This window comes from Pseudomonas sp. 3MA1 (assembly GCF_029237275.1).
Lineage (GTDB): Bacteria > Pseudomonadota > Gammaproteobacteria > Pseudomonadales > Pseudomonadaceae > Aquipseudomonas > Aquipseudomonas fluorescens_AP.
In genome coordinates this window covers 100,168-113,683 of the sequence record NZ_JAACFX010000012.1, presented here as the reverse complement: position 1 = coordinate 113,683, position 13,516 = coordinate 100,168, and the positions used below count along the sequence as shown (strand labels likewise).

General features: G+C 64.3%; 16 protein-coding genes. 6 read left to right on the top strand and 10 right to left on the bottom strand.

The features are described from left to right. Nucleotides 1-14 precede the first annotated feature (14 nt). Both GWQ44_RS26135 and GWQ44_RS26130 read right to left on the bottom strand, forming a co-directional pair. A complete protein-coding gene (locus tag GWQ44_RS26135; RefSeq protein WP_275928599.1) occupies nucleotides 15-947 on the bottom strand; it encodes an alpha/beta hydrolase in 933 nt (310 codons plus the stop codon). Nucleotides 948-1,363: 416 nt separating this feature from the next. Continuing rightward, nucleotides 1,364-2,254, bottom strand: coding sequence for an AraC family transcriptional regulator (locus GWQ44_RS26130; protein ID WP_275928598.1), 891 nt, complete (start codon nucleotides 2,252-2,254; stop codon nucleotides 1,364-1,366). Between the two features lie 281 nt (nucleotides 2,255-2,535). Here GWQ44_RS26130 and GWQ44_RS26125 point away from each other — a divergent pair, with 281 nt between their 5' ends. After that, on the top strand, nucleotides 2,536-2,967 hold the full coding sequence (locus GWQ44_RS26125) for a hypothetical protein (RefSeq protein WP_016968439.1): 432 nt from the start codon (nucleotides 2,536-2,538) through the stop codon (nucleotides 2,965-2,967). A gap of 67 nt (nucleotides 2,968-3,034) precedes the next feature. Here GWQ44_RS26125 and GWQ44_RS26120 read toward each other — a convergent pair whose 3' ends face one another. Then, nucleotides 3,035-3,460: a GNAT family N-acetyltransferase gene (locus GWQ44_RS26120; RefSeq protein WP_275928597.1), complete on the bottom strand. Its 426-nt coding sequence runs from the start codon at nucleotides 3,458-3,460 to the stop codon at nucleotides 3,035-3,037. Nucleotides 3,461-3,581: 121 nt separating this feature from the next. After that, a complete protein-coding gene (locus GWQ44_RS26115) occupies nucleotides 3,582-4,436 on the bottom strand; it encodes a hypothetical protein (RefSeq protein ID WP_275928596.1) in 855 nt (284 codons plus the stop codon). A 243-nt stretch (nucleotides 4,437-4,679) separates the two neighbouring features. Here GWQ44_RS26115 and GWQ44_RS26110 point away from each other — a divergent pair, with 243 nt between their 5' ends. From GWQ44_RS26110 to arsH, 3 genes are read left to right on the top strand one after another with little or no spacing between them, the layout of a single operon-like run. Further along, nucleotides 4,680-5,027, top strand: a complete 348-nt coding sequence (locus GWQ44_RS26110) for a metalloregulator ArsR/SmtB family transcription factor (RefSeq protein WP_275928595.1) — start codon at nucleotides 4,680-4,682, stop codon at nucleotides 5,025-5,027. 53 nt (nucleotides 5,028-5,080) lie between these two features. Further along, on the top strand, nucleotides 5,081-5,551 hold the full coding sequence (locus GWQ44_RS26105; protein WP_047303606.1) for an arsenate reductase ArsC: 471 nt from the start codon (nucleotides 5,081-5,083) through the stop codon (nucleotides 5,549-5,551). Between the two features lie 24 nt (nucleotides 5,552-5,575). After that, entirely contained in the window at nucleotides 5,576-6,268 is a 693-nt protein-coding gene (gene arsH, locus GWQ44_RS26100) for an arsenical resistance protein ArsH (RefSeq protein ID WP_047303668.1), read from the top strand. A 62-nt stretch (nucleotides 6,269-6,330) separates the two neighbouring features. On the opposite strand, the gene GWQ44_RS26095 is transcribed toward arsH, so the two are convergent. Next, on the bottom strand, nucleotides 6,331-7,023 hold the full coding sequence (locus GWQ44_RS26095; protein WP_345894555.1) for a tRNA (adenine(22)-N(1))-methyltransferase TrmK: 693 nt from the start codon (nucleotides 7,021-7,023) through the stop codon (nucleotides 6,331-6,333). Between the two features lie 277 nt (nucleotides 7,024-7,300). Between GWQ44_RS26095 and GWQ44_RS26090 the strand changes: the two genes are divergently transcribed. Together GWQ44_RS26090 and GWQ44_RS26085 are read left to right on the top strand one after the other, a co-directional pair. Then, nucleotides 7,301-7,531 carry a hypothetical protein gene (locus GWQ44_RS26090; protein ID WP_016964478.1) on the top strand — a complete coding sequence of 77 codons (231 nt, stop codon included), beginning with the start codon at nucleotides 7,301-7,303 and terminating at the stop codon, nucleotides 7,529-7,531. Nucleotides 7,532-7,631: 100 nt separating this feature from the next. Then, on the top strand, nucleotides 7,632-7,838 hold the full coding sequence (locus tag GWQ44_RS26085; protein WP_016964479.1) for a hypothetical protein: 207 nt from the start codon (nucleotides 7,632-7,634) through the stop codon (nucleotides 7,836-7,838). 125 nt (nucleotides 7,839-7,963) lie between these two features. On the opposite strand, the gene GWQ44_RS26080 is transcribed toward GWQ44_RS26085, so the two are convergent. The 5 genes from GWQ44_RS26080 to GWQ44_RS26060 form a co-directional block, all read right to left on the bottom strand. Next, nucleotides 7,964-8,428, bottom strand: coding sequence for a DUF3429 domain-containing protein (locus GWQ44_RS26080; protein WP_275928593.1), 465 nt, complete (start codon nucleotides 8,426-8,428; stop codon nucleotides 7,964-7,966). A 103-nt stretch (nucleotides 8,429-8,531) separates the two neighbouring features. Then, complete coding sequence (locus tag GWQ44_RS26075) at nucleotides 8,532-11,366, bottom strand: TonB-dependent receptor (protein ID WP_275928592.1); 2,835 nt, start codon at nucleotides 11,364-11,366, stop codon at nucleotides 8,532-8,534. A gap of 97 nt (nucleotides 11,367-11,463) precedes the next feature. Further along, nucleotides 11,464-12,429 (bottom strand): FecR domain-containing protein, encoded by a 966-nt coding sequence (locus GWQ44_RS26070; protein ID WP_275928591.1) that lies wholly within the window; start codon nucleotides 12,427-12,429, stop codon nucleotides 11,464-11,466. Continuing rightward, nucleotides 12,426-12,932: a sigma-70 family RNA polymerase sigma factor gene (locus tag GWQ44_RS26065; protein WP_275928590.1), complete on the bottom strand. Its 507-nt coding sequence runs from the start codon at nucleotides 12,930-12,932 to the stop codon at nucleotides 12,426-12,428. The genes GWQ44_RS26070 and GWQ44_RS26065 overlap by 4 nt, the downstream gene beginning before the upstream one ends. Nucleotides 12,933-13,058: 126 nt before the next feature. Further along, nucleotides 13,059-13,499 (bottom strand): Lrp/AsnC family transcriptional regulator, encoded by a 441-nt coding sequence (locus GWQ44_RS26060; RefSeq protein WP_016964483.1) that lies wholly within the window; start codon nucleotides 13,497-13,499, stop codon nucleotides 13,059-13,061. Nucleotides 13,500-13,516: the final 17 nt, after the last annotated feature.

Sequence of the window (13,516 nt, the reverse complement as noted above, 5' to 3'; positions counted from 1 at the left end):
GCTGCACAGGGGGTTTACAGGTGCTTGCCAAAGAACGGCAGCAGTTGCTCCATGGCCAGCGCCACCGCTTCGGCGCGGTCGTACAGGTCATAGTGAGAAAAGCCCTGGGCCACCACCAGGTGCTTGTCCCTGGACGCGGCGCGGCCGTGGATTTCCAGGCCATCGCGGTAGGCCCCGAAGCCGCCGGGCTTGTCGCCGATCACCACCATCAGCGGCTGGGTCAGCAGCACTTCGGCCTGCAAGAAGGCGTCCCAGCCGAAGGCCGCGCCGTTGAAGGACAACAGGCCACTGGTGGCGCCATTGGGCTGCTGGCCACGGGCGGTCTTGTAGTAGTCGATGGCTTCCAGCACGTCGATATCGCTGATGCCGCTCTGCTGCGCTTCGGCCCTCGACGCCGGCAGGTAGTTGATCACCTGCCTGGCCGCGCCTTGCGCCTCGGCGCTGCGCTGGCGGGCGATGGCCTGCAGGGCACTGACGGGATCGAATTGACTGAAGCCTTCGCGGATCAGCCGGCCGAAGTTGACCCCGGTGATCGAGGCCAGGGCCTTGATCCGGTAGTCGGTCATCGCCGCATGGATGGTGTAGCCACCGCCGCCGCAGACGCCGATCGCGCCGATGCGCTCAGGGTCGACATAAGGCAGGGTCACCAGGTAGTCGATGGCGAAGCGGATATCCGACACGCGGATCGCCGGGTCTTCGATGAACCGCGGCTGACCGCCGCTGGCGCCCTGGAAACTGGCATCGAAGGCAATGACCACGAACCCGGCCCGGGCCAGCCCGGCGGCGTAGATATTGCCGGAGGTCTGCTCCTTGCAACTGCCGATCGGGTGGCTACTGACAAGCGCCGGGTAGCGGCGGTCCGGATCGAAGTCCGCCGGCAGGTAAAGGTCCGCGGCGTTGTCCCAGCCGAGGTTGCGGAAGCTGACGTGCTCGATGCTGTTGCTCATGAAGATGCTCCTTGAGCCGCCCTGGGCAGGCTCGTCTGGATCGATAGGCGGACCGCTACGGCACAGGTGGGCAGATGCGGTACTGACAGGCAAGACGGCGGGCGGCCGTCGCAATCGGGCGTAACAGAGGTGGCCCGGAGCAGCGCAGGCCCTGAGGCTGCTGCGTCGCTGGGGGCCAGTATAAAAATGGCACGCGGCGAAACCTTGCCTATTCCAACGACAAGCTTGCCTGTTCTGCGCTTTTTGCTGACTCGCCCGAGCCATCCTCGGCCATGCCAGGACAGCAGGCCCAGCCTGGCCTCGGCCGTCTCACCGGCGTGCACGAAGGCACACCGATGCCCGGCAACCCGCGGTTCTGCGGCTTGCGCCGGTTTGCCTATTTTGTCGAGCCCGGACCGGGGTTCCGGCGCGCGGGCTCAACCGGCCTCGCGCATCCGGCGGATATCCCGCTGTGGCGGTGCGCCGAACACCCGGCGGTACTCCCGACTGAACTGCGAGGCGCTTTCGTAGCCCACCAGCCCGGCGGCGCGACCGGCATCGAGGTTCTGGTTGAGCATCAGTTGCCGGGCTTGCTGCAGGCGCAATTGCTTGTGGAACTGCAGCGGACTGACGCCGATGATCGCGCGAAAATGCTGGCGGAACGTCGACGCACTCATATGGGCCCGTTGCGCCAGATCGTCGATGCGCAGCGGCTGGGTGAAGTTCTGCTTGAGCCAGGCCACGGTCCTGAAAATCTGCTGGCTTGGCGAACCGACCGCCAGCAGCTGTTGCAGGGCCCGGCCGTGAGGCCCGGCCAGCAGGCGCACGATGATCTCCTGCTGAATCAGCGGCGCCAGTTGCGCAATCAGTGCCGACTCGTCCAGCAATCCCAGCAGCCGCTCCAGGGCATTGAGCAGTCCCGCATCCAGCTCATCCACCACCACGGAGCGATGACCGCTGGCCTGGGACGGGAGCGGCGGCATCTGCGCGGCGGTCTGCAGGATCTGCTGCATGTCCAGGGTCAGCATCATGCCCAGAAAGGGTTCCGCCACCGAGGCCCTGGACACCCGCGCCACCACCGGCTGATCGATGCTGGTCAGCATGCCCTGCCCGGCCTGGTAGTCGATCACCGCATCATGCAGCAGCACCTGCTTGCCGCCCTGGGCAATCACCCCCAGGCCCAGGCTGTAGATGCAGGGAATGGCCGAGGTCGGCGTGGCGCGCCGATGCAGGGTCAGGTTGGGCACGGCACTGGGAAAGTCGCCGGAACCCGGGGTGTGCCGGGCGATCAGGCGGGCGAGCATGGTGGCGTTCTGCGGTTGGGTCATGGTGCGGACTATCGGAATGGACGAACGTACAGGCGGCCACTGTGCGCCGATTGCCCGCGCAGATCGAGTGTTTCTTCAAGGCCGCCGAAGGCGCCTGGCCCGACTCGGGGCCGGCAACCACTGGCAAAGGCCTGCAATCGGCTGGCAATCGCTTGCCCATGGCGGCCAGCCCCTGCCCCGCGCCGCGCCAGGCATCGCGGCCGCAGCCGTGCTGCCTGGGGCCGCGGGCACCTGGCCCGGGTCTTGCTCTGCTGGCCTCAGACCAACCAGGGAGTCGTCACATGACAGGAAGCATCTCAAATACCACGTCGCTGTTTGCCACCGGCCTCAAAGGAATCACCCGGGCACTGGAAAATGGCACGCTCAAATCCATGAAGATTCAGGTCGCGAACGCAACGCCGCAAATGCAGGCCAGGCTCGACGCCAACTTTCAACAAGCACAGGCCGCGGATGCCAAGCTGATCGCCCAATACAGAGCCAACCCCACCTGGGCGACCTTCGACGACAAGAACAACTCCGTCGCATTGCCCGATGTGCAGACCCTGAACAAGGACGACGCCACCCATGTACTCAAGGGCCTGCAATACCTGCAGGACATCGGGCGCCTGGACGGCAGAACCATCACCGCCAAGAACGGCAGCCAATCGACGGCCAGCGCTGCGCTCTATCAGGATTGGCTGCTGGCCCGGATCGGCGTCGACGCCCGTGCCTGAGTAGCCTCGGCCCTGGCTGTGCGACAACGCCTGAACAGGCGTTCGCCAGCCAGGCCCCGGCGCCCGGTCAGCTCAGGCGTTTGTGCAGGAAAAAGCGCTGGTGCTGCGGCGGAAAATCATCCAGCCGACCGAACTCGCTGAAGCCATGCCGCTGATAGAACTCCGGCGCCTGAAAATCGAAGGTATCGAGCCAGATGCCGACACAGCCTTTTTCCCTTGCCGTGTCCTCGGCCATCTTCAGCAGCTGCGCGCCCGTACCCTGACCCCGTGCCTGCTCAGGGATCGCCAGCAGCTCGATGAACATCCAGCGATAGAAGATCTCGGCCTGCAGGCCGCCAATGATTTCACCGCTGTGCTCATCCCTGATCACCAGGGCGATGGCTTGTGGTTTGGGGTCGCCCGCCTGGGCCAGGTTATGGGCACGCAAGGGCTTGAGAATGGCCGCACGCACCTCCTGCCCCGGGTCAACCAGTATTTCAATACGCGTTGTCATTCACCGATCCCTTGGATAATTGCACCGTCATGCATGGTTGAAGGTGTCGCCACATCACCCCGTGGTGATGTGGCGTTTCGCGAGATTACACCGCCAGAAGCCCAGCGTTGCGGGTCACAGCCTAGTGGCTGAGGTACTGCTGGGTCTTGCTGTCATAGACATAGGTGAGGTTGTCGGCCGCCACCAGCGGACGGACTTTTTCCGGCCCCTGGAAGGTGGTGCCGCTGACTTTGACCTGCACCTGCGGCAGCGACTCCTGGCCGGCGACGAAACTCAGCTCACCGTCGCTGCCGATGCACGGCATCACCGCACCGTAATCGCAGGCCGCCGAATTGTCCTCGCCGGTGCGCACCTGGCCGACATGGGACCAGATCCAGCCGTCGTCTTCGGGTTTCTTGTGCGGGTTGAACACGAACAGCGTGTAGCCCTTGGTGACGATGCCGTTCTCAAAGGTGGCCGTGGGCACCGCCAACAGCAGGCGTCCATCGGCAGTGCGGTGTTCCAGGGCCTGGCGCCTGGTGTCCACTTCCTCGGGCTTTTCCCGGCCGCCAAAGAAGCCGATCTTGCGCTCGATACTGAGTATGGAATAGGCCGGCGTCTGGCCCGGGTGGGTGAGTTCGAAGGTGGCATCGGCCAGCCGCACCTGGACCTCGGGCGCGGCAAAATCCTCGCCCTGGCGGGCGGCGCTGTCCCGGGTGTGCCAGACAAACGCCGCGTAGTAATGCTTGCCGTCGAAGTCCAGCTCCTTGCCGTACCAGAACGTGGCGGTGACACCGTCCTCCAGCTCCACTTCCTCATTCGCCGCGGGAACCTCGACGTTCTGCATCACCGCCAGCACCGCGCCGGGGGGAATCGGTGCCTCCTTGGCCGCAACCAGCGCTGGCGCCGCCAGGGTGAAGGTTGATAACAGCAGCCCTGCCAGGCCTTTGCCCAAGCAGCCTTGCATGAGCGAACCGGCCTTGATCGTGATTTTCATCGCTTGAACGTCCCTGTGAGCCTGTAGAGAACCGCGGACTGCGTCGGCGGCGTCGTGCATGACGCGACGATCATAAAGGCAGGTTTTCGGCACCGACAAGATGCTGGCAAATGGCAAGTGCGGGCGCTCATTTCGGGTCTGGACTGCTCGATGGCGGCAACAGCAGGCTTCGCTGCTGCCACGGCTTGCATGCAACATATGGATTTCCGTATATTCGATTTCCCATATATTCAAGCCGCCACCATGATGACGCCTGCCGACGTATTCAAGAGCCTTGCCGACGAAACCCGCGCCCGCGCCACCCTGCTGATCGCGCACCAGGGCGAACTGTGCGTCTGTGAACTGATGTGCGCCCTGGACGACAGCCAGCCGAAGATCAGCCGCCATCTGGGCCAACTGCGCAACAGCGGCCTGCTGCTGGATCGCCGCCAGGGACAGTGGGTTTATTACCGCCTCAATCCGGATCTGCCCGCCTGGGTGCACCAGATCCTGCAAGTGACCCTGCACGCCAACGCCGACTGGCTCCAGGACAATGCTACCCGCTTGCAGAACATGGATGGACGCCCGGTCCGCGCTGCTGCCTGCTGCTGAATTGGCAAACAATCGAGTCGTTGAAATCCACCCCGCAGCGCGAGGAGCACCCCATGCGAGTCCTGTTCATGTGCACGGCCAATAGCTGCCGCAGCATCCTCTGTGAAGCCCTGTTCAACCACCTGGCGCCCGAGGGATTTGCGGCCCTGAGTTCGGGCAGTTTCCCCAGGGGCCAGGTGCTGCCCCGCAGCCTGGCCACCCTGGAGCGGGCCGGCATCGCCACCAGCGGCCTGTACAGCAAGGGCAACGACGCCTTCGCCGACAACCCGCCCGACATCGTGATTACCGTCTGCGACAAGGCCGCGGGCGAAGCCTGCCCGGTGTACTTCGGCCCCGCACTCAAGGCCCACTGGAATCTGGAAGATCCCTCCGACGTCCGGGGTGACGAAGCCTGCGTCGACGCCGCCTTCCGCGCCACCCTGGCGCACATCGAGCAGCGCTGCCGGGCCTTCCTGGGCCTGCCTTTCAACCACCTCAGCCGTGAGCAACTGCAGCACGAGTTGAACCGTATCGGCACACTCTGAGCCGGAGGCCACATGTCAGAACAGCTGTCAGAACACCTGCCCAACCTCGACCTCTCCCTGCTCGATGGCAAGCACGCCAGGCCCGAGCACAAACCGCGCATCCTGCTGCTGTACGGCTCGACCCGGGAGCGCTCGTTCAGCCGCCTGCTGGTCGAAGAAGCCGCGCGCCTGCTGCAGCACTTGGGTGCCGAAACCCGGATCTTCGATCCGTCCGGCCTGCCACTGCCCGACGACGCTCCCGTGGAGCACCCCAAGGTTCAGCAACTGCGGGACCTGGTGCAATGGTCCGAAGGCCAGGTCTGGTGCTCGCCGGAACGCCATGGCGCGATGTCGGCGGTGTTCAAGGCACAGATCGACTGGATTCCCCTGGAGCTCGGTGCCGTGCGCCCGACCCAGGGCAAGACCCTGGCGGTGATGCAGGTGTGCGGCGGCTCGCAGTCGTTCAACGTGGTCAATCAGCTGCGGGTGCTGGGCCGCTGGATGCGCATGTTCACCATCCCCAATCAATCCTCGGTAGCAAAGGCCTACCTGGAATTCGACGAGTCGGGGCGGATGAAACCCTCGGCCTACTACGACCGGCTCGTGGACGTGATGGAGGAACTGGTGAAGTTCACGCTCTTGCTACGAAACCAGCAGGCCTTCCTGGTGGATCGCTACTCGGAGCGCAAGGAAAGTGCCGAGCAACTGATGGCCCGGGTCAACCAGCGTTCGCTCTGAGCGCACGGTCCGCGCGCCGCCTCGCTGCGTCTTGTAGGCTGCGGACAACGTGAAGAATCGGGTCAAGCCAGCAGTTCGCTGATCCAGCGCACCTGGCGCTCCAGGTCCTGCACCTTGGCATCCGCCACGGTCTGCGCCCGGGCAAAGCTCGCCAGGGTGCGCTGTTTCAGGCGCAGCAGGCGCTGCCACTTGGCCAGGAATGCCGGGCTGCGAACCTGCATTTGCAGCGGGCCGAAGTACAGTTCCCGGGCGCTGTAGCACACCGGCCCCGAGCGCTCGGCGACGATGATTTCGTAGTCGAAGCGGTTTTCCCGCAGCACCTCCTCGGCAAGAATGCGGTAGCCGTTGTCCATCAGCCATTGGCGCAGCGGCTGCTCGCCGCCGTTGGGTTGCAGGATCAAGCGTTCCTGGCCGCTCAGGCGCGCCTGGCCGCTGTCGAGCAGGTCGCGTATGGTCTCGCCGCCCATGCCACACAGACTGATGGCGTTGATTCGGTCCTGTGGTTCGATCGCCGCCAGGCCATCGGCCAGGCGCACGCTGACCTGCTGCTCCAGGCCGTTGTCGCGCACCGTGCGCAAGGCGGCCTGGTACGGGGTCAAGGCCACTTCGCCGGCCACCGCCGCGGTGATGCTGCCGCGCAGCAGCAAGGCCACCGGCAAATAACCATGATCCGAGCCGATATCGGCCAGGCGCGCCCCACTCGGCACATGCGCCGCCACACGCGCCAGGCGCATGGACAATGTCTGTTGCTTCAACTGCTGCCCCTTTTCACCACGAACCTCCGCCAGCCAGGGCCGGATCGGGGGGCGATTCTGGCGGGCAATGCCGGGCATTTCAAATTTATGCGACCGGAACCTGGGATGCTCTGCAGAAAAGGCCCGCTCCGGACGGGGCCGAAAGCACCGTCCTCCATGGCGGGTTTCTGAGCGGAAGCAGACCTTCGTTGCTGGCAGCGTGCACCCTGGTCAGTGATAGACTCCGCGCCCATTGGGGGCTAAAAAAATGATCTGTCCAGAATGTGAACAAGGTGAAGTGACCAAGGTTCAAGTGCGGGCAACGCAGGAGATTCTGTACGTTTGCCAAGAGTGCGAGTCGCTGTGGCTCACGGCCGAGGTCATGGGTACCGAGTCGTTCAACAGTTTCACTTCCTACATGGAGGAACTGGGTTTACCGCCGCTCTGGAGCTCGCTGTATGTCCTTGAGCCAGAAAAGATCAGCGGCCGTCAGGCACGAAAATACCTGCGCTCGGTCGGCTCGATCTAGGTCGATCGAAGCAAAACCGCGATAGCGCACCCAGCCCACTCACAAGCCCAGGGGCAAAAGGCTGACGGGCGCACCAAAGCAAAAAAGATGGGTACCAAAGATGAATTACCAACTCTGGATGGAACCGGATGACTGCCAGACATTCTGCCTGGGCGGCCCACAGGGAAACACCGCACGCAAACTGCTTCACCCCGACGCCCAGCTTGTGTGGGAAATTGAAGCCCACAGCCATTTCGAAGCAATGACCCAGTACTACGCGTACATGGAGTGGGGCGAATACAAGACCGACCTTGCCGGACAGGAATAAAAGTAGGGGTTGATGAATGGAAACCCCTGGAAAGCCCCCCCTATCAAGGTGCAGACCATGGGCTGCTCTCTGTAGCCACCTCTGCTCGCCAGAGGCCTGCTGCGCCTGGTAGAAGACAGCGTCGCTTAACTGCCGATGGCCATCACGAGCACGCCCAGCAGGAGGCAGGCGCTGGCCACGATGGTCAGTCGCAAACGCATCGGCAGGTACCAGGCCGGCAGGTGCATGACCTGCGAGAGCTGCCGGTCATGCCACCAGTGGGCGAAGAGTCCGCCGATCAATAGCAACCCGCCCCATGACAGCGGCAGCAAGGTGGCGACCCACCCCATCAGCGCAGGGACGATGCTCCAAATAAAGCGTGTCTGACGCTGCTGCGCGTTCATGCCGGGAGCGATCATGGCAAAGCCCCAATGCAGGGCTCCGACAAAACTCAGGATCACCGCCCCGTAACTGACCAGTGCCTGGCACCACAACAGCCGCTGTCCGTGCGCAACCACGGCCAGCAACGCCAGCCCGAGAAACGGCAGCAAACCGCCATAACCCAGCAGGGCAACAGGCTTGGGGGGCGATACAGAAGACAAAAGGTTCATCTGGATTCCTCTCGATTAGCGCACTGAAAACTGTAGCCGCAAAAGCGCCCTCTGAATGGCCGTCGCGTTGACTCGGCGCAACCGGCTGGCCACTGCCGGCCCCTCAGAACTTCGCCTGCATCCCCACCCGCAGCGTACGCCCCGGCGCCGGCATGAAGCTCTGCGCCAGCGGGTCCAGGTAGTAGCGATCCGTGAGGTTTTGCAGCGACACATTGAGGCTGGCGTCTTGCTTCAACGTGTAATTGAGGAACAGATCGAACAGCGCCACTTCACGGTAGTTCAGCTGTGGCGTGGTGGCGCCGGTCTGCCAGGGCTTGTCGGCGGTGACGGTGGGCCCCGAGGTGTAGGTAATCCGCGTGCCGAGGGTCAGGCTCTGGTCGAAGAAGCGCAGGCCGGTGGTCAGGTTGCCGGCAAAGCGCGGCGGGTTCTGGGTGTTGGTGTAGGAACCCATGAAGCTGCCCGGGGTGCAGTCCGGAGTGTCGGCGGTTTTGCGGTAGGGGTTACTGGTGGCGCGCAGGGTGGCGGCGAAGGCCGCGTCGCAGGTTTCGGTCTTCAGGTAGTAGGTGGACGACAGGTCGGCGAACATCCGTCCGGCATCGTAGTGGGTTTGCAGTTCCAGGCCGCGGGTGGTGTAGCTTTCGGTATTGCTGAAGCGCATCAGGCCCCACAGGCCCGGGCTCGGATCGTAGTAGCGGGTGATGTAGTTCTTGATGCTGTTGTTGAAGTAGGCGAGCTTGATCGCCGCCGTATCGTCATCCACCAACAGGCCCTTGTGCAGGGTACTGGCGCCGATCTCCCAGTTGCTTGAGCGCTCGGGCTTGAGGCCCTTGCCCGGTGTGGTCTGCTGCACGCCGTAACCGGTTTCGAACAGCGAAGGCATGCGAAAGCCCTGGGTGTAGGAGGCATAGACAAAGGTGTCCGCCAGCACCTCGATGTTGATGCCGAACGCCGGGGCAAAGGCGCCGCCACTGTTGCTGGCCTTGCCGGCATAGTTGTAGCCGGTGACCACCCGGCCCACTTGTGCGTCGCCCACCTCCGTCTCGGTCGCGCCGAATTGGTTATAGGGCGTGCCTTCAAATGGATAGTTGGTGTTGTTGAAAACAATGCCGTTGTTCAAGCGTGGGTCGGTCGCATCGGTGTACAGCCCGTTCTGGTCCGGGAACCACATCAGGTAGCCATAGTCGCCGGGCCTGGAGACGGTCACGTACTTGTGTTCGCGCTCCTCTCTGCGCGCCGTGGCATTGGCCACATGGTCCTTACTGCGATAGTGAGTGTAACGACCGCCGCCCCACAGCGTCAGGCGCTCCACCGGCTGGTACTCCAGCTTGCCGTTGACGCTGAACTCCTGCCGCGAGCCTTCGCGCAAACTGCGGTTGGCGTTGATGTCGTCCTGGGTGGTGACCACGCCTTTTTGCGGGCGCAGTTCTTCCAGCTGGAACGAGCCACCCAGGTCCAGCTTCAAGTCGCCGTAGTCGGTGCTAAAGCGCGAGGTGTTGGCCAGCCCGCCGCCCGTGCGGCGGTTGGCCTGGCGGGCCCAGGAACGATCCGTGCGATAGGCCTGGGAGGCCGGTGCCGACCAGGCGCTCAGTTGGCTGGTTTGCGCATCGGTCAGCCACAGGTCGGCAGTCAGGTCCAGCAGCGGGTTGTCTGCGGGCAGGTAGTTGTAGCGCGCGGTGTAGGTGTCGATCTGGGTGTGGCCCAGGGGGTACTGGTAGATGCCACCGGTGCCGAAACGGAAAATGTCCGAGGGCATGATTTCGCCGATGCGCCCGTCATAGCGCCGATAGCCAAGGTCGAAGCTGTGGCCGTCCGCCGGACGCAGGATGGTCTTGAGCAGCCAGGATTGGGTCTTCGACGAGGAGTTCAGCACCTCTTCCCCGGCGTTGTAGGTGGTGGCCACGCTGGTCTCTTCATCGCCGTAGCGGTCAAAGGTGCGGTAGCGATCCTGGCCCTTCTTGCCGGCGAAATAGTTGCCCTGGTTGCGCTGGGCGTAGGCCGCCACCACATCGAACAAGTCATGGCTGTAGGCGAACGCGGCGCTGCCGGACTCGGCCTGCGAGCCGAACAGTCCGCCGCGACTCTGGTGCGGCTCCGCGTACAGGTCCTCGGTCTTGGAGTGCGGGTCGCGACCGGCCGGGGCCACGCCGTTGTTCCACAGGTCGCCCTTGAGCCGCAGGCCGACATGCTGACCATCCTTGAGGATGTCGCCGACCCCGAGGGTACGCATCTTCACCGTGCCGCCGATGGCGCTGGAGGTCAGGCTCGGGCCCTTGTCGATGGCGATGTCGCTGATCATGTCCGGGTCGATGTAGCTGCGCTGCTGGGTGCCGGCATAACCGCGATAGACATCCAGCGCCTGTTGCGAGCCATCCACCGTCACCGCCACCCGGCTCTGGCCCTGGATGCCGCGAATGTTCACATCCAGGCCGCCGCCATTGCGGCTGTCGCCGACCTGCACCCCGGGCTGGCCCTTGAGCACGTCGCCCACCGACACCAGGCCAAAGCGCTGCATATCGTCGGCGGAGATGTACACCGACGAACGCGGCGCCCGATACACCGCCTCCTCGTCAGGGTTCTCGCCCTTGACCTGCTGCGTCGGCAGCGACACCGCCTCCAGGCGCAGGCGCAAGGCATAGCCGCCGTCGGCCTGGCGCACGTAGCCCAGGCCGGTGCCCGCCAGCAGCTGGTTCAGGCCCGCTTCGGTGGTGAAATCCCCTTGCAGGCCCTGGCTGGTCTTGCCCGCCGTGAGCAGCGCACTGCCGGCCATGCTGATCCCCGCCTCGGCGCCAAAACGCGAGAGCACCTGGTCCAGGGGACCGGCGCCGATGCTGTAGTGGCGCTCGCCGGCCGCCAGCACCATCTCGCTGTAGAGCGGTTGCAGGCTGAGCAACAGCAGGCCGAAGGTATGGGTACGCAAGACACGAACGGGGAAAATCATGCAAGGCTCCTAGGGATCGAAACCCACCTGTGCCGGTGGGGAATACCTGAAGGCCAAGCCAGATCGAAAAAACTATCGCGCAGGTGAAAAAAAACTTTCAGGCCGGCACCACCGTCACCCAATAACGGGTTCTGCGCTCGATGCGCACCGGCAGGGTATTGGCCACCAGGGCCAGGGCGGCATCGGTGTCGTCCAGCTGAAAACTGCCGGTCACCCGCAAAGCGGCAACCGCTTCGCTGCAACGTAAAAACCCCGGGCGATAGCGCGCAAGCTCCGCCAGCAACTGATCCAGGCGCATGCGCTCGGCGGGCAGGATGCCGCGCATCCAGGCCTGGGCCAGAAAGGTATCGATGGGGCTCGGTCGCCCGGCGCCCCGGGCATCGACCCGGGTTTGCCAACCGGCCTGCACCGCCAGCGGCGTCGGCTGCTGCCGGGCATTGACCTGCACCAGCCCGCGCAGCACCGTCACCTGGGTGCCCTGGCGATCATGGCGCACCAGCAGTTGGGCGCCGCGGCTGTACAACAGCGCATCCGGCGTTTGCAGTTGCAGGGAGGCCGATCCGGCCGGGGTATCCAGGGCCAATTCACCCTCGATCAACTGCCCGCGGCGTTGCCCGGCGCTCAGGTCCAGGTTCAACGCACTGGCGGTGTTCAGCCACAGCGAACCACCGTCCGCCAGGGCCCAACGCCGGCGCTCGCCGATGCCGGTGCGATAACTGGCCAGGGCCGAACGCACCAGGGTGGAATCCGCCCCCTGCCAGGAGATGCCCCCCAGCAGCCCCACCGCCAACAGGCACTTGAGCACCTGCCGCCGCCGTTGCGGATCGGCGCCGGCCGCCTGCAAGGCCCGGCGCGCCGTGGCATCGGCCAACAGATCGGCCCCCGGCTGCAGCATCAGCGGCAGACGGCTGACCCGCTGCCAGGCGTGCTCATGCTCGGCGCTGGCCTGACGCCATTGCTGCAAAGCCTGCTGCTCGGCAGCGCTCATCAACCCGGACTGCACGCGCACCAGCCAATCGATGGCGCAGTCCCGCACCCGCGGATCGATCGCCGCGCCACTCATTCAAAGAGGCTCGCGTAGCAGACGCTGAACGCCTTGCCCATGGCCCGCTGCACCTGGGCCACGGTCAGGCCCAACTGCGCGGCGATCTGCGCATAGGTCAAGCCATCGAGCTGGGACAGGAAGAAAATCTGCCGCACCCGCGACGACAAGCCCACCAGCAACGCATCCAGTTGCAACAGGGTTTCGATCATCAAGTGCCGCTCCTCCGGCGAAGGCTCCTCCCCCGCCGGCCGCGCCGCCAGCGCCTGCAGATAGGCCCGCTCGATGGCCTGGCGGCGCCAGCGATTGATCAGCAAGCCATTGGCGATGGTGGCCAGAAACGCCATGGGCTGGCGCAGCTCACGCACATCCTCCTGGGAGCGCAACACGCGGATGAAGGTGTCGTGAGCCAGGTCCTCGGCATCGGCGCTGTGCCCCAGGCGCCGCTGCAACCAGCCACGCAGCCAGCCGTGATGGTTCGCATACAGCTGGGCGACGGGCGAAGAAAGGCTGTGGTTGGGCATGAGAGATTCGCACTAATGATAATGCTTCTCATTTTATGATTTGCCGATGGGCGTTGTACAGCACGGCACGCTCAAGACGGCGGCCAAGGGGTTTGCCCGCCACGTTTCCCGGGCGAGCGCGGCGAATCAGGAAGCCTGTCGGTCGATGTCGCGGCGAAGCACCACGGCGGTGGTGATGTCCTCGACCGATTCGTGGCTGGCGACGGCATCCCGGACTCGGTTCAGGTCATCGATGGTGCGTGATTCGATCTCGATCACCAGGTCCAGCTGGCCACTGACCGAAGAGATGCGGCGCACCTGCGAGTGCTGGGCCAGCATGTCCAGCAGGCTGATGGCCGGTGTGCGTTTCAGGCACACCAGAAACATGGCGCGAATCACGTTGGCGTCGATTTCGCCAATGTCCGCCCGGTAGCCGCGGATCACGCCATTGCGTTCAAGGTTACTGACGCGCTCGCTGGTGGCACTTCTGGACAGGCCGATTCTCGCGGCCAGGGCCTTCAGGGCGATCCGTGCCTCTTTAGACAGAATGTCGAGTATTTCCCGATCTTTCACGTCCAGCTCGCGCATTGAAACTCCTCACATTG